The sequence below is a fragment of the Halomonas litopenaei genome (genome assembly GCF_017303055.1).
GTDB lineage: Bacteria > Pseudomonadota > Gammaproteobacteria > Pseudomonadales > Halomonadaceae > Halomonas > Halomonas litopenaei_A.
Genome location: NZ_JAEKJT010000010.1, coordinates 1 through 22956 on the forward strand (window position 1 = coordinate 1; position 22956 = coordinate 22956).

Below are 22956 nucleotides of genomic sequence, written 5' to 3' on the forward strand. Positions count from 1 at the left end.
TCGTGCACCCAGGAGGTGGGCGAGCCGAAGCCATAGCGCATGATGACTTCATACACGCTGATGGCCATGGCGATGAACACCAGCCAAGCGGCCAGCTGAGCGACCTTGACCACGCCCTGATCAAAGTGGCTGCGCACCACGTCGGGTGCGCGTTCGGGCGCCTTGTCGGCGTCCTGTCCCGGCAGGTCTGTCATGGGACTTCCTCGACGGCTTGAGGATCGCGCCAGGGCACGATCCGGAAATGAGGGGGCGGTGCCGTGGCACCGCCCTGAACGTTCAGGTACTGGCAGGTAACGCGGTACACCCTTATGCGATATGCCGTGTCGCTGCACACCAGGCGACAGTCAGCACGGCTGACGCGTTACCCTGAGACCTTGGGCTTACAGCAGGTTGTGGTTTTCCAGGTAGGCCACCACGGACTCGTAGAATTCCTGGGTAATCTCGTTCTTCTCGGCCCAGTTCTCCCACTCCTGCTTGGCGATGTTACGGAACGCTACGCGCTCTTCCGCCGGCAGGTCGATGATCTCGATATCCGGGTTCTGGCGCGCTTCGCGCACGGCTTCGAGGTCACGCGTCTTGAGCTCGGCGACCATCTCATACGCCAGGGCATCAACGGACGTCTCGAGGATGGTCTTGAGGTCGTCCGGCAGGCTGTCCCAGACATCCTTGTTCAGTGAGACCGCGACCATCGGCAGGGAGTGGAAGCCCGGATACAGCGGGTAAGGAGCAAACTCGTGCAGACCCTGTGCCTGGTTGGTGGCAAACACGGTGTAGTCAGCAGCGTCGATCACACCCTTCTCGAGACCGGTATAGACCTCAGAGCCCGGCAGATTGACCGGTGTGGCACCAGCGGCTTCAAAGATGTTGTACACCATGCCTTCCGGAGCGCGCAGCTTGAGGCCCTGCATGTCCTCGATGGAGCGCACCGGCTTGGTCGAGGGCAGCGACTCCAGCCCGGTGGCAGCAGCGCCGATCAGGTGCAGACCATAGGGTTCGACCAGCTTGTTGTAGAGCTCCTCGCCACCGGCATTGTTCATGTAGTCGAGGAAGTCATAGGGGTCGCTCCAGGCGCCCACCAGGTTGCCGATCATGCCGAAGGCCGGGTTCTGACCCGTGAAGTAGCTGGGATCGGTCAGGTGTCCCTGAAGGATGCCGGACTGCACCGCCTGCAGGGTCTGGTTAGCCTGAACCACGGCATTGACCGGCAGAATTTCGATGGCGATGCGGCCATTGGACATCGTCGAAACGTTGTCGGCCCAGGCCTTCTTCATCTCGAACTGAGGCTCGCCGGCCGTTTCGGAGGTCTGGAAGGTCCACTCATACTCGGCAGCCTGAGCAGAAGCGGCCATGGATGCCAGAATCGCTGCACTCAACAGCTTGAGCTTGGCGCTAGGGGTCTTGAGCTTGGTGCTTGCCATCATGGGAATCTCATCCTTCTTGTCGGCATGTTGCAGATAGTTCGGGAGCGTCAAAGGTTGTCTCGAGCGTCGATGAGGCCTTGGTGACCTCTTCCAGTCCAAGGTCCTGCCCAGTGCGCTCCAGTACCGCGAGCGCCGCACGGGCCGCTTCGCGGGGCTGTCTCAGCCGAATCGCCTCCATCACCTTGCGATGACGATCCATGCTGTCATTGAGCCTGTCCGCGCTGTGGTTGGATCGCTCCACCAGCAGCGCAATGGCAGGCTTGAGAACGTGGCTGATCTGCGCCCACACCAAGTTATGCGATGCGGTGAAGATGGCCTCGTGAAACGCCACGTCGTACTCGTCGTGGGTCTTGCCCTGAAAGCGTAGATCATCGCTGGCCAGCGCTTCGATCATGCCTTGATAGGCGGTTTCGATGGCCAGCAGGTCGGCGGCGGTGGCGTGCTCGGCGGCCAGTCGGGCGACGAAAGGCTCGACGGCTACGCGAAAGGCAAACACCTCGCGCTGGATCACCGGATTAGGATGGGCGAAACGCGCCAGCCAGCCGCTGACCCTGGGATCGAGCAGGTGCCAGCCTCCAAGGGGCTGCACCCGCGACCCTTGCCCAGAAATTCGAGTGATCATGCCCGCGGCGACCAGTACCTGCAGGGCACTTCTCACCGTCGAACGACTCACCGCGAAACGCTCGCAAAGGTCCACTTCTCTGGGCAGGAACTCGCCCGGCATGTACTCACCGGCAAAGATCGCCTCGGCCAGGGCATCTGCGATGTCCGGGCGCGCGCGACGCAAGGGAGTTGAGGCTGCTGCCATGAGGGTCATCCGAACAAGGGAATGCAGAGTCAGACCTGCTATTCCATGTGTCTGACGCTTGGTGGAGTTATGTCGGACATAGCTTCGCTAAAAATGCACATCGATGCCTTTAGACTTTAGTTCGATAACGATCGCTTTTAGCGCGCTCGCCCCTGCTCAAGTAGCGCGCTCGCCCCTGCTCAAGTAGCGCGCTCGCCCCTGCTCAAGGAACCTCTTCCGTTCAGCACAGTCGCACAGAGTAGATCTCAATGACCTGAGGCTTTTTCCTACCTTCTACGCAGCTCTTTACGACTCCGACCGACTGGTCTATTCTGGACGCACAAGCCAGGCGCTAAGTCCATTGGCCACGCCGCGTCCTCAGCAAAGGCGTGTCCTCAGCGGTGTCTGAGGTGTCGTCCGATCCACTGGGCAATGCCCTCTGGCTACAGGACGCAACGTCCCGGCAGGCAGGACTAGCAGCGACACCTTATCTAGCGAACGAGACAGGACGCGATTACCCATAGCAAAGGAGGCATCGATGCAATCCAACTACTACAGCATTAGCGAATACCCTACTGGCACTCCCAGCCCGGACGTCTTTGTTCTGAATCAGCAGGAACTGCCGGCGCTGCAGGATGGCGAGGTACGCATTCGCAATCATTGGCTGTCAGTTGACCCCTACATGCGAGGCCGCATGAGCGGCGTCAAGACGTACATCGATCCCTTCGCCCTCGATGCCCCCCTCGAGGGCGCCGCGGTAGGTGAAATCATCGAATCCCGCGATGACCGCTTCAAGGTGGGTGATCGGGTCACCCACATGGGCGGCTGGCGTGATGTAGCACAGCTATCAGCGGACACCGTCACCGCCCTTCCCGATCTTGACGTCCCCGAGCAAGCCTACCTTGGCGTTCTCGGCATGCCTGGCATGACCGCCTGGACAGGCCTCAATGCGATTGCGCATATGCAGGAAGGCGACAACGTCCTGGTCAGCGCAGCCAGCGGCGCCGTGGGCTCACTGGCGGTACAACTGGCCAAGGCCAAGGGCGGCACCGTTGTCGGACTTGCCGGCAGCCAGAAGAAACGCGATTGGCTCGAGTCCCAGGGCATTGTCGCGGTTGACTACCGCGACAAGGACGCTGCCACACTCAGCGATGACCTGGCCAAGGCCTGCCCAGGCGGCTTCGATGTGTACTACGAGAACGTCGGCGGCGTCTGCCTCGAGGCAGCCCTGAACAATCTCAACGTCGGCGCACGCATTGCCGTCTGCGGCATGATCTCTCGCTACAATGATGAAGGGCCGGCTCCTGGTCCCGCCAACCTGGCCATGATCCTGATTCGTCGCGCGAGCATGCAGGGCTTTATCGTGTTCGAGCACTGGGACAACTATCCGGCCTTTCTCGCCGAGGTGGGTCCCCAGGTCGCCGCTGGCGATATCGACTATCAGGAAACCGTGCGTGAAGGGCTGGAAGCGACCCCGGAGGCCTTCCTCGATCTGTTCAAGGGCGCCAACAGCGGCAAGATGCTGGTGCGCTTGAGCTAAGGAAGCGCTGAAGTCAATTGACGCAGACACCGCCTACGGGCGGTGTCTGTGGTTCAGCGCTGACGCCAATGACACGCCTGCCATCAACGGCCACGGCTGGCGATCATCACGCCGAACACCACCATCAACATCCCCACCGCGGTGATCCCACCGATCGTCTCGTCCAGCGCCCACCAGGCCAACGCCGTGGCAACCACCGGGGTCAGCGACCCTAGTGCCGAGGTCGCCTCAGCGCCCAGCCGTCGAATCGCGATGCCCATCAGCAGGCCAGATCCCAGCCCCACCAGGATGCCCTGGACCACCAACTGCCCCAACCACTCCTGGGCTGACACCAGGTGTAGCGTCAAGCCCCCCACCCCGCTCACCTCGAGCCCGACCACCGTCAGCGCAATGATCGATCCACTGGGCACCGTGACCACCGCCGTAGCCTCGAGCGCCGACAGGCCGCTCTGACGCACGCTGAGGGTGAACACCGCCCACATCACGCTGGACAGCAAGAACATGCCTTGCCCCAACAGCAGGGACTGCGAGCCCTGGCCCGAGGGCGCCAGCAGACAGGCAATGCCCATTGCGATGGCGACCAACCCGGCGGCACGCCCCCGCGACAACGGCTGGGCGAAGAGCCACACCGCCAGGGTACTGACGAACAGCGGCGCCGCCCCGGGTATCAGGGTACTGCCGTGGGCCACCGGCGCCAGTCCCATCCCCACCGCCCCCAACAGAAAGAAGGGGATGCCGGCGCCTGCCATCATGCCGACCAGCCACACCGGGCTGACCGCCAACAGACGCTGCCGCCGACGCAGCGCCAACGGCAGCAGCACAAGGCCAGGCACGGCGTAGCGAAACAGGGTCAGGTCGAGGGTTCCCAGTGGTGACAGTGCCCCTTGGCGCAGCGACAGGAAGTAACAGGACCAGATCAGCACCGCGCCCAGCGCAGCGGCGACTCCCGACAGGGCGCGCCGGGGAGAGGCGACAAGCGGCGCCACCTGGGTCAGAGAAGACGACATGACAGGACTCCGAGAGGGTTGTGGGGTAGCGGTACAAGCACCCTGCTAAGGCCAGTCTGCCGGCAATGCTAGGGGGAATGCAGGCAAAGACACTCCGCCACTGGACCCACATTGGCAGCGCGTGCCAATATTTCGGTATTCATGGCAAGTTTGAGCCAATTCCTTGAAAAAACTGGACCGTATCGATCGCCATCTACTCGCTCTGCTGCAGCAGGATGCGCGACTCACCAGCCACGAGCTGGCCGAGCGAGTGGGTCTGTCCCCATCCCCCTGCGCCAGGCGCATCCGCCGGCTGGAGCAACAGCGGCTGATCCAGCGCTACCGCGCCGAGCTGGACCGCGAACGCCTGGGGCTGGGGCTGACGGTGTTCGTCCACGTCAAGCTCAGCCGCCATCAAGATGCCCTGGTGGAAGCCTTCGAAGCCGCCGTGGCAGAGATGCCCGAAGTCATCGAGTGCCACACCGTGTCCGGTGCCTTCGACTATCTGCTGCAGATTGTCAGCGCCGACTTGAAAGGTTACGAACGCTGGGTGCGACAGCTGCAGACCCTGCCCATGGTCAATACCGTGGACTCGAGCTTTGCCATCCGGGCCGTCAAGCGCGCCGGCGCCCTGGATCTTCGCGACGCTCGCCCGTCCGACGACGCCTAGCGCCTGACTCCAGACGCTAGGCGTCGTATCAGAGGCTGTGCACTGGCGACTCTCGAGCTGGGTCCGGGCCTCGGCCGCATCCGCCCGGCATCGCCTCGCACGGGAGCAGGGTCTGCGCACCTTCGTCAGCATCGAGCCTGCTTGTCGCCGGCGCTTCACTTCGACGGCATCAGTCGTCAAGCTAGAGGCGACTCCGTCGCCATCCGGTCCCACGTATTGCCACTCAGGAGAGTTGAATGCCGACATCGCCCACTCCCCCACGCCTGACGCTCGAGGTCTTCAGCGACCTGCGCTGCCCATTTTGCTATCTGGAGCTGCCGGAGCTTGAGGCCTTGGAGCAACGGTTCGGCGATGACATCCACATCCACTGGCGTCCATTCGAACTGAGGCCAGAGCCTGAGCCGGCCTTGGATCCCCATGGCGACTACTTGAACGAACTGTGGCGTGACGCCGTGCTGCCCATGGCGCGCGAACGTGGACTCAGCATGCGCCAGCCGGATATTCAGCCTCGCTCACGCCTTGCGCTCGAGACCCTGGCCTGGGCTGAACGACACGCCTCGGCACAGCAGGTAGCCTCGTTAAGGAAGGCCTTGTTCAGTGGCTTTTTCGAACGCAGCCTGGATCTCTCCGACCCTGCCGCACTGGCAGACCTCGTTCGTCACCAGGGACTCGATGGCGACGCGCTGGTGGCAAGCCTTGCCAATGAAGAAGATCGTCAGGCCGTCCGCGAGTCTCGCGAGGAGGGACAAGCACTGGGGATCGCCGGCGTGCCTGCCCTACGCTTCCTGATCGACGGCGAGCATGCCGGCATTCTGTCGGGGGCTCAGCCAAGGCGGCAGCTGTTTCTGGCGGTGGAGCGGCTGCGTGACGCACTCCAGCGCAACGACAGTGGCGCTGGCCATGAGTGATAGAACACGCCCCGTTGTCGTCCTCGGAGGAACAGGGTTTGTCGGGGCTGCCGCTGTGCGTGAACTCTATTTCAGTGGACACGCGGTGAGGGTGGTGGCGAGGCGTCCCCGGCTACCCGACATGGTCGAACCCGGCGACCCGGTGGAAGCCATGGCGGCAGACCTGCAAGACCCCGACAGTCTGGCGCCGGTACTGGAGGGCGCCAGCGCGGTGATCAATGCCGTCAGCCTCTACCAGGAACGTCGCCGCGGGGACTTCGAGAAGGTCCACGTAGAAGGCGCCGCAGCGCTGGCCAGAGCGGCCAGGGCCGCCGGCGTCGACCGCTACCTGTTGATTTCCGGTATCGGAGCGCGGCCAGACTCACCCTCGCCTTATGTACGCGCCCGGGCCCTGGGCGAGCAGGCGGTGATGGAAGAGGTCCCACGGGCTGTCATCGTCAGGCCCAGTGTGCTGTATGGCCCACAGGCCGGTCTGACGGCCACGCTGGCACGCCTGGTTCGGCTGCCGGTCGTCCCGCTCTTCGGCACCGGAGAGGTGCGCCTGCAGCCCCTTCACGTGGGCGATCTCGGCAGTGCGCTGGGACGCCTGGCCACCCGTCCGGATCTGCCGCGTGCGCTGTATGAGCTGGGCGGACCTGACGCCGTGCGCTATCGCGACCTCGTCACGCTAATCGCCCGCTATCTGGATAGGGACCCCACCCTGCTGACGACGCCGATGTGGCTATGGCATGCCCTGGCCACGACCATGAAGGCCCTGCCGTCTGCCCCGCTCACCCGTGACATGCTGTGGCTGATCCAGCAGGACAACTTGGTGTCACGCGGTGTAGGTACCTTCGACGACCTGGGCCTTCATCCGCGCAGCCTGCGTGACAGCCTGGTGCACTGCCTACCGCGCTAGATAAGCGTCAATACGTCGGCTGGCTCGTCCCGCTAGGGAAGTGCTGACTACATCAGCCAAGTGACCTGAGGCACCAGGCGCCCGCAGCGCGGAACCCGGAGCCTATGCGGTATCGCTGAGAGTTCGAGCAGCGCATCACGCAATGAATCGGCGAATGAATCGGCGGCGCAGGAATCTATGCAGTGTTTCCTTAGCCCGTGATACGGGCAAGCGCCTTCAGCCTTTGCCCACCTGTGACATCAGGTCTGGCTGGACCACCTCGATCCAGTAACCGTCCGGATCCTTGACGAAGACCACGTCCTTCATCTTGCCCTGTTCGGGGCGCTTGATGAATTCGACGTCATTTTCATCAAACCAGGCCACCGCGGCGTGCAGATCCGGCACTGCAAAACAGATGTGACCAAACCCCTGCGGTTCGGCGTTGCCATCGTGGTAGATACGTCCTTCCTGCTCCTCAGTGCCCCAGTTGTGCGTGAACTCCAGCAACCCGCGCTGCTGGAAGGTCCAGGTAGTGCGAGCCGCCACATCTTTAGGCACCTCATCCTGGGCATCCAGGTTAGCGAGGAAATACAGCGAGAACTGCATCTCCTCGAAATCCAGGCGCCTCAGCACGCTCATGCCAAACACGCGGGAATAAAAGGCGAGCGATACTTGCGGGTCCTTGACCCTCAACATGCTGTGGTTAAGACGAAACCCACGGGTAGCCGCCGGTGCCGCTTCAACGCCCGGATGCTGTTCGCCTTGGGGGGTATCCTTCATGGGTATCTCCTTCAGTGAGCTCGAGGAATGCATCAACAGTTTCGACGTATTCACCATCGATGCGTTCAGATGTTGGCGCCACGCCAACGATGACCCATCAACAGGCCTGACTAAGGGTAATCATCCTTAGCGCACGACATCCTCCAGCGTGCGCGGTGCGCAGCACTTTTGTCTCTGAGCATGCGCTCGACAGGCCAGCGACCTGTCTGTTGACGCGCCAAGTGCCGCATCAGGCGCAAAAATACTACCAAAGTCTAATAACATATCCACAAATCAACGCGATAACTCAATCTTTTCGCCACACGCCTTGTCATCCCTACCATTTCGTGAAAAATGGCCACCGAATTCCTACCAATGGAACGCTTTGACATGGACTCCATCGCCACCTGGTTCAACAGCGTCGTTTCCGCTGGAAACGGCCTGATCTGGGGCAAGCTGCTGGTCTACCTTCTGATCGGCGCTGGCCTCTATTTCACCGTGATGACCCGCGGTATTCAATTTCGCTTCTTCGGCCATATGTTCTCCCTGCTCAAGGGATCACGTGACGGCGGCGAAGGCATTTCCTCGTTTCAGGCGCTGTCGACCAGCCTTGCCGCCCGTGTGGGCACCGGCAACCTGGCGGGTGTCGCCGTGGCCATCTACCTGGGCGGCCCCGGCGCCATCTTCTGGATGTGGATGACCGCTCTGGTGGGCATGGCTACCAGCTTTGTCGAGTCTGCCCTGGCTCAGGCCTATAAGGTCGACCACGGCGACAAGACCTTCCGTGGCGGCCCTGCCCGGTACATCGAGCGAGGCCTCGGCCAACGCTGGATGGCGGTTGCCTTCTCCATCTGTCTGATCATCGCCTTTGGTCTCGCCTTCAACAGTGTCCAGGCCAACTCTATTGCCCAAGCCATGGAGCAGGCCTTCTCGATTCCGACCTGGGTGGTGGGCGTTGCCCTGCTGGTGGCGGTAGCGCCGATCATCTTCGGTGGCCTGCGCTCCATCGCCAAGGTGGCAGAGCTGATCGTGCCGGTCATGGCGGTGCTGTACCTGATTCTGGCGCTGGTGGTCGTGGCGTTGAACATCGAGGAGCTTCCAGGCGCCATCGCCCTGATCTTCAATAGCGCCTTTGGTCTTGAAGAAGCCGCCGGCGGTGCCGTGGGCTACGCCGTGGCCCAGGCCATGATGCAAGGCATCAAGCGCGGCCTGTTCTCCAACGAGGCCGGTATGGGCTCCGCCCCCAACGTGGCAGCGACCGCCAGCACTCGACCCAACCATCCAGCGGCTCAGGGCTTTATCCAGATGCTGGGGGTATTCTTCGACACGCTGGTAATCTGCACCGCGACAGCGGCAGTGATCATTCTGGCAGAGCCGGCCCTGCAAAGTGGCGATGCCCCCAACGGCATCCAGTTGACCCAGACGGCGCTGACCGAGCACGTAGGTAGCTGGGGCGGCATGTTCGTGGCGATCGCCATTCTCCTGTTCGCCTTCACGTCACTGATCGCCAACTACTCCTACGGCGAGTCCAACATCGAATACCTGGCCGGCAAGCGCCGTTCTGCCGGCGCGGTATTCATCTATCGGCTGGCGGTGCTGGCCATGATCATGATTGGCTCGGTGGCGCAGCTGAAGACCATCTGGGGCTTTGCTGACCTGTCCATGGGCATGATGGCACTGATCAACCTGATCGCGATCCTGCTGCTGTCGCCCCTGGCCTTCGCGCTGTTCCGTGACTATGAGCGACAGCTCAAGGCGGGCAAGGAGCCCACCTTCGACCCCGACCAGTTCCCGAAGCTCAAGGGCAAGGTCGACCGCAGCGCCTGGCCTGGAACATCCGGCCAGACCGAAGGCACCACCAGGACCGACGCTTGATCCTGATGAATGCCCCCGCTTGACCCTCAACGCCACGGTTCGCCGTGGCGTTGTCGTTTCAGTCCCTGATGGCGTACCAGCCCTTGCGCGAATGGTCGTGCTGACTCTAGCCGCACGCTTTACCCAACAGCGTCTGCTGGCCATCGCTGTGGCTGCGCCAGCGGGGCACCGTGTTCCTGCAGGCCCAGCTCATGCAGATCAAGTTGCTGCAAACCAAGCTCCTGCAGATCAAAGCCTTTCTAAGGAGAGTAAATGGCTTGTCGCTACCGAATGGGCACACTAGGCTTTTGATAGCGTCTATCCCAGCACCACCGGCTCCACTAACCCGCCAGTCGGCCTCGCTGGTCCGCCCTCACCAGAGGTCTGTCACCCCACTAGCCCCGGGAGCCGCCCATGAGTCTGCACGAAACACCCCGCCGCCCTTCGTCCTCACGGGATTGTCCGGTCATCGACGGACGTTATCAGATTCAGCGTATTGGCTCGCGAGAGGCCGCTGTCGGTGGGCTGCCAATCCATCGCGTGCTGCCTACTCGACACCGACGCACCATCGGCGCCTGGTGTTTTCTCGATCACGCGGGCCCCAGTATCCTGCGCGAGGGTGAGGGCATGCGAGTCGGCCCTCATCCCCATACCAGCTTGCAGACCTTCACCTGGATGCTGTCAGGTGAGGTACATCATCGCGACAGCCTAGGCAGTGATCAGGTCATCCGGCCTGGCGAGGTCAATCTGATGACCGCGGGCCATGGCATCAGCCATACCGAAGAGAGCCTCGAGGACAGTGACGAGCTGCATGCCGCCCAACTGTGGATCGCGCTGCCTCTTGAACACGCTGACACGGCGCCTCGCTTCGACCACTACGCCGACCTGCCCCGCTGGTCCCAGGAGGATGTTCACTTCACTCTTCTGGTTGGCCACTACGGTGGGCATGACGCACCCACCCTGAGCTTCTCTCCACTGGTAGGCGTTGATCTTCAGGCCGAGCGCTCCGCCCAGCTGACGCTGCCGCTTCAGGCAGCATTCGAATACGGGGTGCTGGTGCTGGAGGGTGACCTGACCCTGGACGGAGAATCCTTCAAGGTGGATGAGCTGGCCTACCTGGGTCGCGGCCGCAACGCTGTCGACGTCACCCTGTCGCCTGGCAGCCGCATGCTGTTGATTGGCGGCGAGCCGCTCGAGGATGAGATTGTCATGTGGTGGAACTTTGTCGCGCACTCGCGCAAAGCGATTATCGAGGCCCAGCGGGACTGGGAAGCCGAAAGCCCCCGCTTTGGCACCATACCTCAGTGGCAGGGCCCGCGCCTGGAAGCCCCGCCATTGCCCTGGACCAGCTGAGCCCCAGAACCAGCTGAGGGAAGGAGCGAGGACCCAGAGGAACCATCATGTGGTCCTTTCATCACTGCGCACTCGCGCAAAGCGATTATCGAGGCCCAGCGGGACTGGGAGGCCGAAAGTCCCCGCTTTGGCACCATACCGCAGTGGCAGGGACCGCGCCTGGAAGCCCCGCCCTTGCCCTGGACCAGCTGAGACCCAGAACCAGTTGAGGGAAGGAGCGAGGACCCAGAGGCGCCATCATGTGGTCCTTTTATCACTGGGCACTCGCGCAAAGCGATTATCGAGGCCCAGCGGGACTGGGAGGCCGAAAGTCCCCGCTTTGGCACCATACCTCAGTGGCAGGGACCGCGCCTGGAAGCCCCGCCATTGCCCTGGACCAGCTGAGACCCAGAACCAGCTGCGGGAAAGAGCGAGGACCCAGAGGCACCATCATGTGGTCCTTTCATCACTGCGCACTCGCGCAAAGCGATTATCGAGGCCCAGCGGGACTGGGAAGCCGAAAGCCCCCGCTTTGGCACCATACCGCAGTGGCAGGGACCGCGCCTGGAAGCCCCGCCATTGCCCTGGACTAGCTGAGGGAAGCCCTGCACTTTCCGTGGACAAACGAAGGGAAGCCCCGCCATTGCCATGGCAATGATCTGCCGTGTCAGGAGGTGCGACTCACCCACCAGTCGGCGTAGCTGCTGTTGTGCGGCGCCTTGCCGGATTCATCCTCGGCTCCATCGTCCCACCACACGGGGCCGCGCTCGCCGAGTGCCTCCTTGGCGGCCTGAACCTGTGCCCGGGCAGCCTTCAAGGCAGCCTCGTCCTCACTCTGCCTGGCATCCTTCACCGCTCGACGAGCTGCCATCAACGCCTTGACGTGGCGCTGTCGAAACGCCTCATCAAGGCTTGGATCGGTGCAGCGCCACAACCGATTCTTGGCGACAAAGTAACGACCATCCGGGGTCTTGGGATACTTCATGGGCAGCCTCCGTGTGCCTTCAACGTAGTGTACATTGCATGATGACGGAGCAGCGGGTTCGCGTCTGTGCTTGCACCCCATCTCAACGCCCTGACGACTGCCCTAGCGCATCAACCTGACATGGAGGAACACGTCATGAGCCACCAACGTCCACGTATCCTGGTCTTCGCGGGCAGCGCTCGCAAGAACTCCTATAACAAGCGTCTGGCAAAACTGATGGCACAGCGTATCGATGCCTGTGGGGGCGACGCCACCTTTGTTGACCTGGCAGATTTTCCCATGCCGCTCTACGACGGTGACCTGGAGGAGCAAGAGGGGCTGCCAGAGCACGCCAGCCGCCTGAAGCGCATGTTCATGGACCACCAGGGCCTTGCCATCGCCTCTCCTGAATACAATGGCTTCATCACGCCTCTGTTGAAGAACACCATCGACTGGGTGTCTCGGCCTGATGGAGACCTGGGCGCGCTCGCACCCTATCAGCACAAGGTGGCCGCCATCGTGGGCGCCTCACCCGGCGGGCTCGGCGGACTGCGTGCCCTGCCTCTACTGCGCCAGCTGCTGAGCAACATCGGCGTGACCGTCCTGCCCGACCAGCTCGCCGTCGGCGGTGCCGGTGAGGCCTTCCATGAAGACGGTAGTCTGGCAGACGAAGGCAAGGCCAAGGCCCTGGACGGTATCTGTCAGCGACTGGTGGATAGTGTGACATAGCGCCAGTGAGGGCCGTCTGACCACCGACGGCGACCCAGGCAAGAGGCACGTATCGGGGCGCCTACCACAGCGCCCCGATCATGATGACAAGGCATGCCAGCATACCCATGGCAAACACACCAGAGCGGATCCATTGCCAGTCGAGGGTATAGGCGATGGGATGCAGCAGGCGCGAGGCAAGAAAGACTAGCGCAGGCGTGTCGAGGCTGTGTAGATCGGCGCCAGCGCCCATGGCGACCACGGCCGTGCTCAGATAGACGATCAATGCCTCCCAGGCATTGGACTGGGCCGCATGCAGGCGCGCACCAATCCCTTCCATGGCGGCCTGCTGGGCGCGCGGATGGCGGTTATCGAGATGGCCGAACTGGCGCACGCGCCAGGCGGCACCGATCCAGGCCAGCAGGATCGGCAGCAGGGACGCGATAAACAGGGTGACGAGAAAGATCGACATGGCAGGCTCCGAGGGCGAATCTTCCTCAGCATGGCACAGGCAATGGCTGACAGGCGAAGGGACAGGCGTCAGCATGGCGGTACTTGCCTGATGACTGGCTTACCGAGCCCAAGAGGTTTCCTCCATGCCCGCAAGCCGAGATCGCAACGTCACCCACGTACCCGATGTCCACCCCGCCCGCCACGCCCTGACCAGTCGCGCCCTGCACGCCTTACTGGCACTGACCATCGGCCTTCTTTACCTGAGCGCCTACGGGCGCAAGTGGGCGACCACCCAACTGGAAGCCGCCAACTGGTATCTGCTGGTGGCCCACATCAATCTGGGACTGTTAAGCGTAGCGCTGTCGCTTGGCCTATTGATGGCGCATCTATGGCTGCCTCGACCTGCCCCCCAGGGCCTGCCCCGGGTGACTCGCCTCGCTCACCGAGGTCTGCTCGCGTTACTGCTGGCGCTGCCAGTCGCGGCCTATGTCGGCACCGGCTTTGACCTCAAGGTGCTGGGCCAGTGGACACTGCCTTCATTTCAACGCCTGCCAGTGGCTGACTGGCTATCGGACCTGCTGGCCCAACCGCTGATCAGCCTGATGGATCCTTTCGCTCGTTTTCACAAGGAATGGGGCGCCGATCTGCTGCTGCCGGTATTGCTGGCCGGCCATATCGCGGGCGCCCTTTTCCATCACTGGGTGCTCAAGGATGATGTCCTCAGGAACATGTGGACACTCAAGTCACCCTAGGGTTATCGGGGCGGGGCCCTGTGCAAGATGGTCGATGACTAAAACCCCGCGTCACATGCATGACGCGGGGTTTTGGCATCAACGTAGGTGACGCGCTCGATCAGGCCTTGGCCCCCTTGCGCAGTGGCACCTCGGGGACGGCTTCCATACGCTCACGTTCCTGGGTGATCAGCTCCAGAGCCTGATCCTCGGTCAGCTCGGATGCTGGGGTGAACAGACTCACCACGATACCCACCAGGATTGCCATTCCCACTGCCGGGATACTCGGATTGCCCCAGTACAGGTTCCAGCCACTATGGCTGATCACCACCAGTGACGTTATCGAGGCAGTTGCCAGGGAAGCGATCGCCCCCTGCCAGGTATAGCGAGACCAGAAGCGTCCCAGAATCCCGCAGACGAACATGCCCGCCAGTACCGTGGCCACCATCTTGGTGATGTAGGCGATCACGTTATCGGAGGTCAGGGCGAAGGCCAGCGCCAGGCCGATCGTGAACACCAGACCGACGCGGGACAGCCAGACCACGCTGTTGGCCGAAGGAGCACGACCCTTGACCAGCACATAGAGGTCACGAATCAAGGTGGTGACACCGGCGATGGCATCGCTGCTGGCGCTGGACATGGTGGCCGAGAGGCCCGCGACGAGCAGCAGCAGGCCCAGCCACAGCGGCAGCACTTCGGTGGCCAGGTAAGGGAACGCAAAGTTACTGTTTTCAAGGCCTGGGTTCAGCGCATAGGTCGACATGCCGATGATCGCCGGGACGATGGAAAACAACATGTACAGGCAGCCGGTGACCAGGAAGGAGCGACGCACCGAACCCACGGAAGCGCCGGAGTAGATCCGCTGACGGAAGGACGGAGTCGACAGCACCCCTACCGCGATGACCGCCACCAGTGACAGCGCCGGTACCAGGCCAACCTTTTCGATCGCCAGGAAGCTGGTGGCAGCGGCATCCATCGAGGCGGTCATCTCGGCGAAGCCTCCTACCTCTACCACGGCCACCGCCGCCATCAGGAAGAAGCCGACGAACAGCACGATCGCCTGGACGGTGTCGGTCCACACCACCGCCATATAGCCACCGATGACACAGTAGACGCCAAACCCCAGGGCCACGATGAGCTTGGCCTGCCACACCGGGATGTCAGCCATCCAGGCAAGATACAGACCGCCGCCAAGGATATGGGCACCCAGCCAACCGATACAGGCGATGTAGATGAACAGGGCCACCACATTGCGCACCAGACGGTTGGCGCCCACATAGAACGACAGCTCTTCACTCATGGTCATGAAGCGGTAGCGCCGCACCCCGGAGAAACACAGCGCCAACAGCAGCACGCCGATGGAGCCGCCGAGGCCATATAGCGCCCCGCCCCATCCGTTGGCGTAGCCAAAGCCTACAGCTCCCATGCTGGAGCCGGTACCCACCATGGTGGCGACGGTGGTGCCGATGGTCAGAAACAGCGGGACACTGCGCCCGCCAAGAAGAAAATCATCGCCGGAACCGCGATCATTGCGCGACATCCACCAGCCAAAGCCAATCATCAGGACGATGTAGATACAAAAGGTAGCAAGGAAAAGATGACTGTTCATACAGACCTCTTATACTTGTCGTCTCGGTCGTTGCCGCGATCGAGACAGTGAACGTAAGCGTTTGCTGAGCCTGGCGTCGGGTCCTTGCCGGGACCCGGCGCCCTCCTTCACTGCGATGCGGGCATCCTGCCCAGGACGAGTTGCCGCTCGCCCCTGGTTATCCCCTGATCCCCTTCCTTATTCAGGCCCGGTCAGCGCGATAGCACGTCAGGTCGACCTCGACCTTGCAGTCCACCACCAGGTCCTGAACGCTGCAGATACGTGCCGGCGGGTGATCCTTGAAGTACTCCGCAAAGACCTTGTTGAACGACTGGAAGTAGCGGGCATCGGTCAGCACCGCGGTCACGTGCACCACGTGTTCGATGTCGTACCCCGCCTCACGAGCGATGGTCAGTGCATTCTCGAAGGCCAGTCGGCTCTGCTCGATGATGCCGCCTTCCACCACTTCACCGTCGGTCATGGGTGTCTGGCCAGACACCTTGAGCCAGCCCCCCGCCTCGACGGCCCGGGAGAACGGCAGTTTCTGTCCACCGGTGCCTACGCCTCCCTCGGCGCCATAACGCTTGATGCTCATCTTTCACTCTCCTGTCAGGTACAGATGCAAACTCTTGATATGTTGAGCGTTCCTTGGCGAAGCGCTCGCTACAGTGGCGTCGCCTCCAGGCGCACGCTTCGACGCAACATGCGTCCGTTACGTTCGTTCGAGGCCCTGCCCTCGGTATAGGCCGTGTGGCCATTGACCCACACCCGCAGAATGCCTTGTGCGGGCGTCTTGGGTTGGTCATAGGTGGCGCTGTCGTCCAATCGTTCCAGGTCCAGCAACACCAGGTCAGCGAACGCTCCCTGGCGAATCACTCCGCGATCTTCAAGGCCAAAGGTGGCAGCGGACAGGCCGGTCATCTTGCGCACCGCCTCGGCGGGCGCCATCAACGCCAAGTCCCGGCTGTAATGGGCGAGGACTCGGGGAAAGGCGCCCCACAGACGCGGGTGGGGATGAGGATCATTGGGCAGGCCATCCGAGCCGACCATGGTCAGCGGGTGCGCCAGTACCTGGCGCATATCCTCTTCACACATGTTGTGGTAGACCGCTCCCGCCGGCTGCAGCCGCTTGGCCGCCTCCAGCAGTGACACCTCCCAGTCGGCGGCAATCGCCGCCAGTGGCCGGCGCGCCTGCTCGGGATGCGGTTTCGACCAGGTGATGGTGATCTCGATTTCATCCGTGACCTGGCCCAGGTCCAGCGTCGACGAACCCGCGGTATAGGGGTAGCAATCGCAGTGCACCCGCTGCTGGGTGGCCGCACCGGTCAGCTGAGACAGCGCCCTTGGTGCCTGCCCCCAGTTACCGGCGCCGGCACACTTCAAGTGAGAGATCACCAAGGGTGCGCTGGCGTCACGAGCGGTGGCGAAGGCTTCGTCCATGGCCTCGGCCTGACCGGCGAACTCGTCACGCAGATGGGTGGTATAGATGCCCCCTGCAGCGCTGACCGCACGCACCAATGCCGCCACTTCGGCACTCGGCGCCTGGCGGGCGTTGCGATAGGCAAGCCCGGTGCTCATCCCGATCGCTCCTTCGGCAAGGGCTTGCTCGAGAGATGCGCGCATGGCAGCAATCTCTTCCTCGCTGGCGGGTCGCTCGAGGTCCTGCATGACTTGAGAGCGCAGGCTGGTGTGCCCCACCAGCGCGGCGACATTGATGGCCGGCGCCGCCTGTTCGACGGCCTGGGCATAGGCGGCAAAGGTGGGATAGACGAAGTCGTCGGCCTCACCCAGCAGGTTCATGGGGTCCGGCACGTCGCTACCTGCCAGCTGGACCGGAGAGGCACTGATGCCACAATTGCCCACCACCACGGTGGTCACCCCCTGGCTTAGCTTGGGCAGCATGTCAGGGGTGCGCACCACATTGGTGTCATCGTGGGTGTGAACGTCGATAAACCCAGGCGTGAGGGTCAGACCTTGCGCCTCGATGACGTCGAGAGCCTCGTGTCCCGCCAACTGCCCCAGCGCCACGATGCGGTCGCCCTTGATGGCCACATCGGCGATGAAAGGGTCGGCGCCAGTGCCGTCCAGCAGGGTGGCGCCACGGATCAAGAGGTCATGCTGCATATCAGTCTCCCAGTGGCTGACGATTGTCGCCGCCACGATGGTCATCCAGTGCAATCTTCAATCGCCGCAGCTTGGCACGCGCCTGGTCGCGATGACGCATGGCCAGTTCCAGCGCCAGTACGTCAATCGCGGCCATCAGTGCGTAGCGCGACGCCGAAGGGTGAAGAATGAAATCGGTTTCTCGGGTGGCGATAGGCAACACAACATCAGCCGCTGCGGCCAGGGGCGAACCAACAGCGGTTAGGGCGATGACCTGGGCTCCGTATTGACTGGCAATCTGAGCCGACTCGACCATCTCCGGGGTATAACCAGACACCGACAGCACGACCACCACATCATCGGGATCCAAGGTGGCGGCGACCATGCGCGGGACCAGGCCATGAGGATAGGCACTGACCGGGTAGCCGAGGCGCATCAGCCGAAACTGCAGCTCCTGGCACATCACGCTTGAGCCTCCGCCGCAGCCGAAGGCCAGGATCTGACGTGCCTGGTCCAGGCGCTCCACCGCGCCGGCAATGTCCGCCTCAAGCAACAGTTCGCGATTGATCGCCAGCGTCTGGGTGGCAACGTCGTATACCGCAGCAGGGCCCCGCGCCGGGTCGGCGTCCTCGATGAAGCGGCGACCTGCCGCCAGCGCTCGATTCAGGCGCAGCTTGAGATCGCGCACGTTGTCACAGCCCACGGATCGCGCAAAGCGGGTCACGGTGGCATCACTGACACCAGAGCGTCTGGCGATGTCGGTGATGCTGGCCTCGGCCACAAAGTCGATGTCCTCGAAGATCAACTCCGCCACCTTGCGCTCCGAGTCGCTCAGCGACCCGACAAGGGCAGTGATTCGGGACAGGATGTCGATCTGCTGACTCATGACAGGCTCCTAGCCGTTACCGCGATGGCAGGTCAATAAGCCCATCGAAAGGGCTCGCTATCGGTGTTGTCCTTACGCTATGTTAGTTTCTAACATCAATCCATAGTTTTATGAAAATTTCCTACAAAGGTCGTAGTCAGGTCAATTTTCATCGGTTGCCAATGGCCACGCCCGGCGTAACATGACCTTCGCTCAGCTCTCAGGAGAATCCTCATGTCACTGTCGTCTCACTCATCTGCGCGCTCCGCCGCGGCACTGGATACCAAGGGGTCCCACAAGGGCACGCTGGAAACCGGTCGTGGCCTGCTGGCGGATGTCAGCCTACCCGCTGCGGTCATTCATCAGCGTCCGTTGGCACATAACCTGGACTGGATGCAGCAGTTTGCCCGCCAACACGGGGCTGAGCTTGCGCCCCACGGCAAAACCACGATGACGCCTGAGCTGTTTCGTCGTCAGCTCGATGCCGGCGCCTGGGGCATCACCCTGGCCACACTGCCACAGTGCCGCGCTGCCTTTGCCGAGGGTGTCAATCGGCTGCTGGTGGCCAACCAGATGGTGGGCCAGGCGAACATGGCCATCGCCGCCGACCTGATTCGCGCAGGCGCCGAACTCTTCGTGACCGTCGACAGTGCGGAGAACCTGGATCAATTAGGCACTTTTTTTGGTGACGCTGGCATCACCCTGAATATCCTGATTGAGGTAGGTGTCGAAGGGGGAAGGTGCGGCCTGCGTGACGATGCCGAGGTAGTCGAGTTGGCACGCAGGGCCAAGGCCTTGCCCGGCATCGCTCTGGCCGGTCTGGAAGGCTATGAAGGGGTCGTGCACGGTGACGATCCCATCGCCGGGATTCGACGCTACGCCAAGCGGCTCATCGCCAACGTCAAGCAACTGGCGAGTGAAGGATTGATCGAGCGCGATCTGCCCATCGTCACCGCCTCAGGGTCTGCCTGGTATGACCTGATCGCCGAAGAATTCCGTGACGGTGGGTTGGACGGCAAGTTCACCCCAGTGCTGCGTCCGGGCTGCTATGTCGTCCATGACCACGGTATTTACCGCGAGGCCCAGGCCGGCGTTCTGTCCCGCCGCAAGGACCTTCACCAGGGCCTTGAGCCCGCACTGGAGGTGTTTGCCCAGGTGCAGTCCCTGCCGGAGCCCGGCATGGCTATCGTGGCGATGGGCAAGCGCGATATCGGCTTCGACCTGGCCCCGGAAGCGCTGCGCCGCTACCGGGAAGGCGGTCCTACCGACCAGACGCTGTCGGTAGACGGCTGGAAGGTCATCAAGCAGATGGACCAGCATACCTTTATCGAACTCCCGGCCGACGCTACTGACGTGCGTATCGGTGACGTCCTGGCCTTCGGCGCGTCGCATCCTTGCATGACCTTCGACAAGTGGCGTCAGCTGCATCTCGTCGATGACCAGCTGGAAGTGGTGGAGACCTGGGAAACGCGTTTCTGACCAGCGCGCATCCGGCGACCAAGTAGCGACGGCGGCCACACGGCCGCCGTCGCTTTCTCGCTGGCACCATCTGTTCCTCTCCCTTCATATCCCCCTCGTGCGGTGCAACAACGCCTGACCTTCCCTTCTCCTATGCCCAGCCGTTTCTCCTATGCCCAACCGTTCAATCTAGGCCCGTTCGCCCGCCTGCTAGTCCTGGCGCAAGGTCGACGCCGCCACCTGCACGTACACTGACAGCGATGACCGGGCGTTTTCCGGGCGCCGCCAGCGAGAGCAAGGAAGGTCGATGGCCAAGAACGTGGCGTTGTTTTTCGATGGCACCTGGCAGGTGCCTGACACGGACCTGCAGGATGGGGATACCAATACCAACGTGAGTCGCCTGTACCAGGCGGTGCTCGAGAACCCCATGGCCGAGGGCGGCACGATAACTCGCTACTACCGGGGCGTGGGTAGCGGTCGCCGCTGGTACGAGCGACTGGTGGCGGGAGCCACGGGGCTAGGTCTTTCCGACATTCTGCTCGACGCCTATGTCGAACTCATCGACCTGCTGCGACCGGGCGACCGACTGTTTCTCTTCGGCTTCAGCAGGGGCGCCTACACGGCACGCAGCCTTAGTGGGCTGCTTCACACCACGGGGCTGTTGAGGCCCGCCCACCGTCAGCTGGCGTGCAGGGCGTACAGGCTCTATCGCGATCGCCGACGGGGGCCGCACTCCGCCGAAGCCAAGCGCTTTGCCTCACGCTATACCTGGATGCCAGACATTCACATGATCGGGGTGTGGGACACGGTGGGCAGTCTCGGCATTCCCCTGAGGAGCTTTGCCAACTTCAACCGACGTCTGTTCGAGTTTCACGATACCAGGCTGAGCCCTTTGGTCCGTCATGCCTATCAGGCGCTGGCCATCGACGAACATCGCGAGGCCTTCGCGCCGACCCTGTGGTCGCCGCAGACCACGACCGCCACGCTGGAACAGGCCTGGTTTCCAGGCGCTCACTCGAATGTGGGGGGTGGCGTCGAGCAGCGCGCACTCTCTGATATCAGCCTTGACTGGATGATGACGCGTGCCGCACTCCACGGCCTGACACTGGCGCCACACAGCCGACCGCTGTTGGGAGCGCCGCCCCGTGACGATGACATCGTCGACTCCTACGCCCTGTTTCTGTCAAACCTCTACCAATTGGTATCCCCGCTGCGCTACCTGAGGCCTGTCGGCTTTGCACGCTTCGGTAACGAGTGCCTGCATGCCAGCGTCGCCGAGCGCCAGACGGTGCTGCCACACTACCGGCCACGCAATGCCTTCCACCCCAGCCTGTCGCACTGCTCACGCTCCCCTTGAATCGACGTCAGCCAGCAGGGCATCTCTGAAACGCCAAGCGCCCACCGGATGGGGTGGGCGCTTGGCTCACGAGCCCGCGACATGGGGCTCGTTAGGCGAGAGCTCAGTGCGAGGGGAAGTTGAACTGAGCCTGCTCCTTCTGGCGCTGGCTGGGCCAGCGCTGCGAAATCGCCTTGCGTCGCGTGTAGAAGCGCACCGCGTCGGGGCCGTAGGCGTGAAGGTCACCAAACAGCGACTCTTTCCATCCGCCAAAGCTGTGAAAGGCTACCGGTACCGGCAGCGGCACATTGATGCCGACCATGCCCACCTCGATGGCATCGGCGAAGCGCCGCCCTGCCTCACCATCCCGGGTAAACACACAGGTACCGTTGCCGTACTGATGAGCGTTGATCAGCGCAATGGCCTCATCGAAGCTTGCCACGCGGACAACACACAGCACCGGTCCGAAGATCTCGTCACGATAGACGCTCATCTCCGGCGTTACCCGGTCGAGCAGGCTAGCGCCGAGAAAGTACCCCGGTGAAGCGGCCACCAGCGGATGCTCACGGCCATCCACGATCAGTTCGGCGCCCTCGTCGACACCCTGCTGGATATAGCCCGCCACCTTGTCGCGATGGCCCGCATTGACCAGGGCTCCCATGTCGAGGCCAGGCTCGGTGCCAGCACCGATCTTGAGCTCACGGGCTTGCTGGGACAGCCGTTGCACCAACCTATCGGCGGTGTCATCGCCGACACACACCGCCACGCTGATCGCCATGCAGCGCTCACCGGCGCTGCCGTAGGCGGCCCCGATCAGGGTGCTCGCGGCGTTGTCCAGGTCGGCATCGGGTAGCACCACGGCGTGGTTCTTGGCGCCACCGAGCGCCTGCACGCGCTTGCCGTTCTCGGCGCCACGCTGATAGATCGCCTTGGCCACCGGGGTCGATCCGACGAAGGACACCGCCTTCACATCGCGCGCATCGATCAGCGCCTCGACCACCTCCCGGTCGCCGTGGACAACGCTGAACAGACCATCCGGCAGTCCAGCCTCAGCCAGCAGTTCGGCCATCTTCACGGCTGCCGACGGCACCTGCTCGGAGGGTTTGAGGATAAAGGCGTTGCCGCAGGCCAGCGCCATCGGATACATCCACAGCGGCACCATGGCGGGGAAGTTGAACGGCGTGATCCCGGCCACGATGCCCAGCGGCTGATGATTCGACCAGGTGTCGATGGCCGGTCCCGCGTTGTGGGAATATTCCCCCTTCAGCAGCTCCGGCACGCCGCAGGCGTACTCGACGTTCTCGATGCCACGCTTGAGCTCGCCCATGGCGTCTTCCAGCACCTTGCCGTGCTCTTCGCTGACCAGCGCGCAGATCTCGTCGGCGTCGCGCTCCAGCAGCATCTTGAAGCGATACATCACCTGGGCGCGCTTGGCCGGCGGAGTGTCGCGCCAGGCAGGCTGGGCGCGGCGGGCCGCCTCGATGGCACACTCGACGGTAGCAGCGTCGCCCAGGGCGACACGCCCGACCGGCTCGGCGGTGGCCGGGTTGATGACATCCAGATGGCGCTGGGACGGCTGTGACTCACCGCCGATCCAATGATTCACGTCTTTCATC

21 protein-coding genes and 1 pseudogene are annotated in these 22956 nt (G+C 62.8%); 10 read left to right on the forward strand and 12 right to left on the reverse strand.

Annotated elements, in window-relative coordinates; all coding sequences use genetic code 11:
• From JF545_RS17715 to JF545_RS17725, 3 genes and pseudogenes are all read right to left on the reverse strand, one after another.
• Positions 1–194 (reverse strand): annotated as a pseudogene (locus JF545_RS17715) (TRAP transporter small permease subunit); the annotation flags it as partial.
• Between the two features lie 186 nt (positions 195–380).
• Positions 381–1421, reverse strand: a complete 1041-nt coding sequence (locus JF545_RS17720) for a TRAP transporter substrate-binding protein (RefSeq protein WP_206944258.1) — start codon at positions 1419–1421, stop codon at positions 381–383.
• A gap of 7 nt (positions 1422–1428) precedes the next feature.
• Positions 1429–2229, reverse strand: a complete 801-nt coding sequence (locus tag JF545_RS17725; protein ID WP_206944260.1) for a FadR/GntR family transcriptional regulator — start codon at positions 2227–2229, stop codon at positions 1429–1431.
• A 517-nt stretch (positions 2230–2746) separates the two neighbouring features.
• Here JF545_RS17725 and JF545_RS17730 point away from each other — a divergent pair.
• Complete coding sequence (locus JF545_RS17730; protein ID WP_206944262.1) at positions 2747–3748, forward strand: NADP-dependent oxidoreductase; 1002 nt, start codon at positions 2747–2749, stop codon at positions 3746–3748.
• Between the two features lie 83 nt (positions 3749–3831).
• Here JF545_RS17730 and JF545_RS17735 read toward each other — a convergent pair whose 3' ends face one another.
• Positions 3832–4755 (reverse strand): DMT family transporter, encoded by a 924-nt coding sequence (locus JF545_RS17735; RefSeq protein ID WP_206944264.1) that lies wholly within the window; start codon positions 4753–4755, stop codon positions 3832–3834.
• A 163-nt stretch (positions 4756–4918) separates the two neighbouring features.
• Here JF545_RS17735 and JF545_RS17740 point away from each other — a divergent pair, with 163 nt between their 5' ends.
• From JF545_RS17740 to JF545_RS17750, 3 genes are all read left to right on the forward strand, one after another.
• On the forward strand, positions 4919–5404 hold the full coding sequence (locus tag JF545_RS17740) for an Lrp/AsnC family transcriptional regulator (protein ID WP_224852161.1): 486 nt from the start codon (positions 4919–4921) through the stop codon (positions 5402–5404).
• 236 nt (positions 5405–5640) lie between these two features.
• Positions 5641–6312, forward strand: a complete 672-nt coding sequence (locus JF545_RS17745) for a DsbA family oxidoreductase (RefSeq protein ID WP_206944266.1) — start codon at positions 5641–5643, stop codon at positions 6310–6312.
• The gene (locus JF545_RS17750; protein WP_347401343.1) at positions 6269–7210 is read left to right on the forward strand and encodes a complex I NDUFA9 subunit family protein; all 942 of its coding nucleotides are present in this window, start codon (positions 6269–6271) and stop codon (positions 7208–7210) included. The genes JF545_RS17745 and JF545_RS17750 overlap by 44 nt, the downstream gene beginning before the upstream one ends.
• A 216-nt stretch (positions 7211–7426) precedes the next feature.
• Here JF545_RS17750 and gloA read toward each other — a convergent pair whose 3' ends face one another.
• Positions 7427–7969 (reverse strand): lactoylglutathione lyase, encoded by a 543-nt coding sequence (gene gloA / locus JF545_RS17755; protein ID WP_206944268.1) that lies wholly within the window; start codon positions 7967–7969, stop codon positions 7427–7429.
• A 369-nt stretch (positions 7970–8338) separates the two neighbouring features.
• Between gloA and JF545_RS17760 the strand changes: the two genes are divergently transcribed.
• Both JF545_RS17760 and JF545_RS17765 read left to right on the forward strand, forming a co-directional pair.
• Positions 8339–9823, forward strand: a complete 1485-nt coding sequence (locus JF545_RS17760; protein ID WP_206944270.1) for an alanine/glycine:cation symporter family protein — start codon at positions 8339–8341, stop codon at positions 9821–9823.
• Between the two features lie 393 nt (positions 9824–10216).
• The gene (locus JF545_RS17765; protein WP_206944272.1) at positions 10217–11155 is read left to right on the forward strand and encodes a pirin family protein; all 939 of its coding nucleotides are present in this window, start codon (positions 10217–10219) and stop codon (positions 11153–11155) included.
• A 646-nt stretch (positions 11156–11801) separates the two neighbouring features.
• On the opposite strand, the gene JF545_RS17770 is transcribed toward JF545_RS17765, so the two are convergent.
• The gene (locus JF545_RS17770; protein WP_242520951.1) at positions 11802–12119 is read right to left on the reverse strand and encodes a hypothetical protein; all 318 of its coding nucleotides are present in this window, start codon (positions 12117–12119) and stop codon (positions 11802–11804) included.
• Positions 12120–12254: 135 nt separating this feature from the next.
• Between JF545_RS17770 and JF545_RS17775 the strand changes: the two genes are divergently transcribed.
• Complete coding sequence (locus tag JF545_RS17775) at positions 12255–12827, forward strand: NADPH-dependent FMN reductase (protein ID WP_242520952.1); 573 nt, start codon at positions 12255–12257, stop codon at positions 12825–12827.
• Positions 12828–12888: 61 nt separating this feature from the next.
• Here JF545_RS17775 and JF545_RS17780 read toward each other — a convergent pair whose 3' ends face one another.
• Entirely contained in the window at positions 12889–13278 is a 390-nt protein-coding gene (locus JF545_RS17780) for an MAPEG family protein (RefSeq protein WP_206944276.1), read from the reverse strand.
• 124 nt (positions 13279–13402) lie between these two features.
• Between JF545_RS17780 and JF545_RS17785 the strand changes: the two genes are divergently transcribed.
• Positions 13403–14011: a cytochrome b gene (locus tag JF545_RS17785; RefSeq protein WP_206944279.1), complete on the forward strand. Its 609-nt coding sequence runs from the start codon at positions 13403–13405 to the stop codon at positions 14009–14011.
• 100 nt (positions 14012–14111) lie between these two features.
• Here the strand turns inward: JF545_RS17785 and JF545_RS17790 are convergent, their stop codons facing one another.
• The 4 genes from JF545_RS17790 to JF545_RS17805 form a co-directional block, all read right to left on the reverse strand.
• Positions 14112–15599: a sodium:solute symporter family protein gene (locus JF545_RS17790; protein ID WP_206944281.1), complete on the reverse strand. Its 1488-nt coding sequence runs from the start codon at positions 15597–15599 to the stop codon at positions 14112–14114.
• A 181-nt stretch (positions 15600–15780) separates the two neighbouring features.
• Positions 15781–16173 carry a RidA family protein gene (locus JF545_RS17795; protein ID WP_206944283.1) on the reverse strand — a complete coding sequence of 131 codons (393 nt, stop codon included), beginning with the start codon at positions 16171–16173 and terminating at the stop codon, positions 15781–15783.
• 68 nt (positions 16174–16241) lie between these two features.
• Complete coding sequence (locus JF545_RS17800) at positions 16242–17702, reverse strand: N-acyl-D-amino-acid deacylase family protein (RefSeq protein WP_206944285.1); 1461 nt, start codon at positions 17700–17702, stop codon at positions 16242–16244.
• 1 nt (position 17703) lies between these two features.
• The gene (locus JF545_RS17805; RefSeq protein WP_206944288.1) at positions 17704–18567 is read right to left on the reverse strand and encodes a MurR/RpiR family transcriptional regulator; all 864 of its coding nucleotides are present in this window, start codon (positions 18565–18567) and stop codon (positions 17704–17706) included.
• A gap of 213 nt (positions 18568–18780) precedes the next feature.
• Here JF545_RS17805 and JF545_RS17810 point away from each other — a divergent pair, with 213 nt between their 5' ends.
• Both JF545_RS17810 and JF545_RS17815 read left to right on the forward strand, forming a co-directional pair.
• Positions 18781–20025, forward strand: a complete 1245-nt coding sequence (locus JF545_RS17810) for an amino acid deaminase (RefSeq protein WP_206944290.1) — start codon at positions 18781–18783, stop codon at positions 20023–20025.
• Positions 20026–20311: 286 nt separating this feature from the next.
• Positions 20312–21361, forward strand: coding sequence for a DUF2235 domain-containing protein (locus tag JF545_RS17815; RefSeq protein ID WP_206944291.1), 1050 nt, complete (start codon positions 20312–20314; stop codon positions 21359–21361).
• A 103-nt stretch (positions 21362–21464) separates the two neighbouring features.
• On the opposite strand, the gene JF545_RS17820 is transcribed toward JF545_RS17815, so the two are convergent.
• Positions 21465–22955 carry a CoA-acylating methylmalonate-semialdehyde dehydrogenase gene (locus JF545_RS17820; RefSeq protein WP_206944293.1) on the reverse strand — a complete coding sequence of 497 codons (1491 nt, stop codon included), beginning with the start codon at positions 22953–22955 and terminating at the stop codon, positions 21465–21467.
• Between the last annotated feature and the right edge of the window lies 1 nt (position 22956).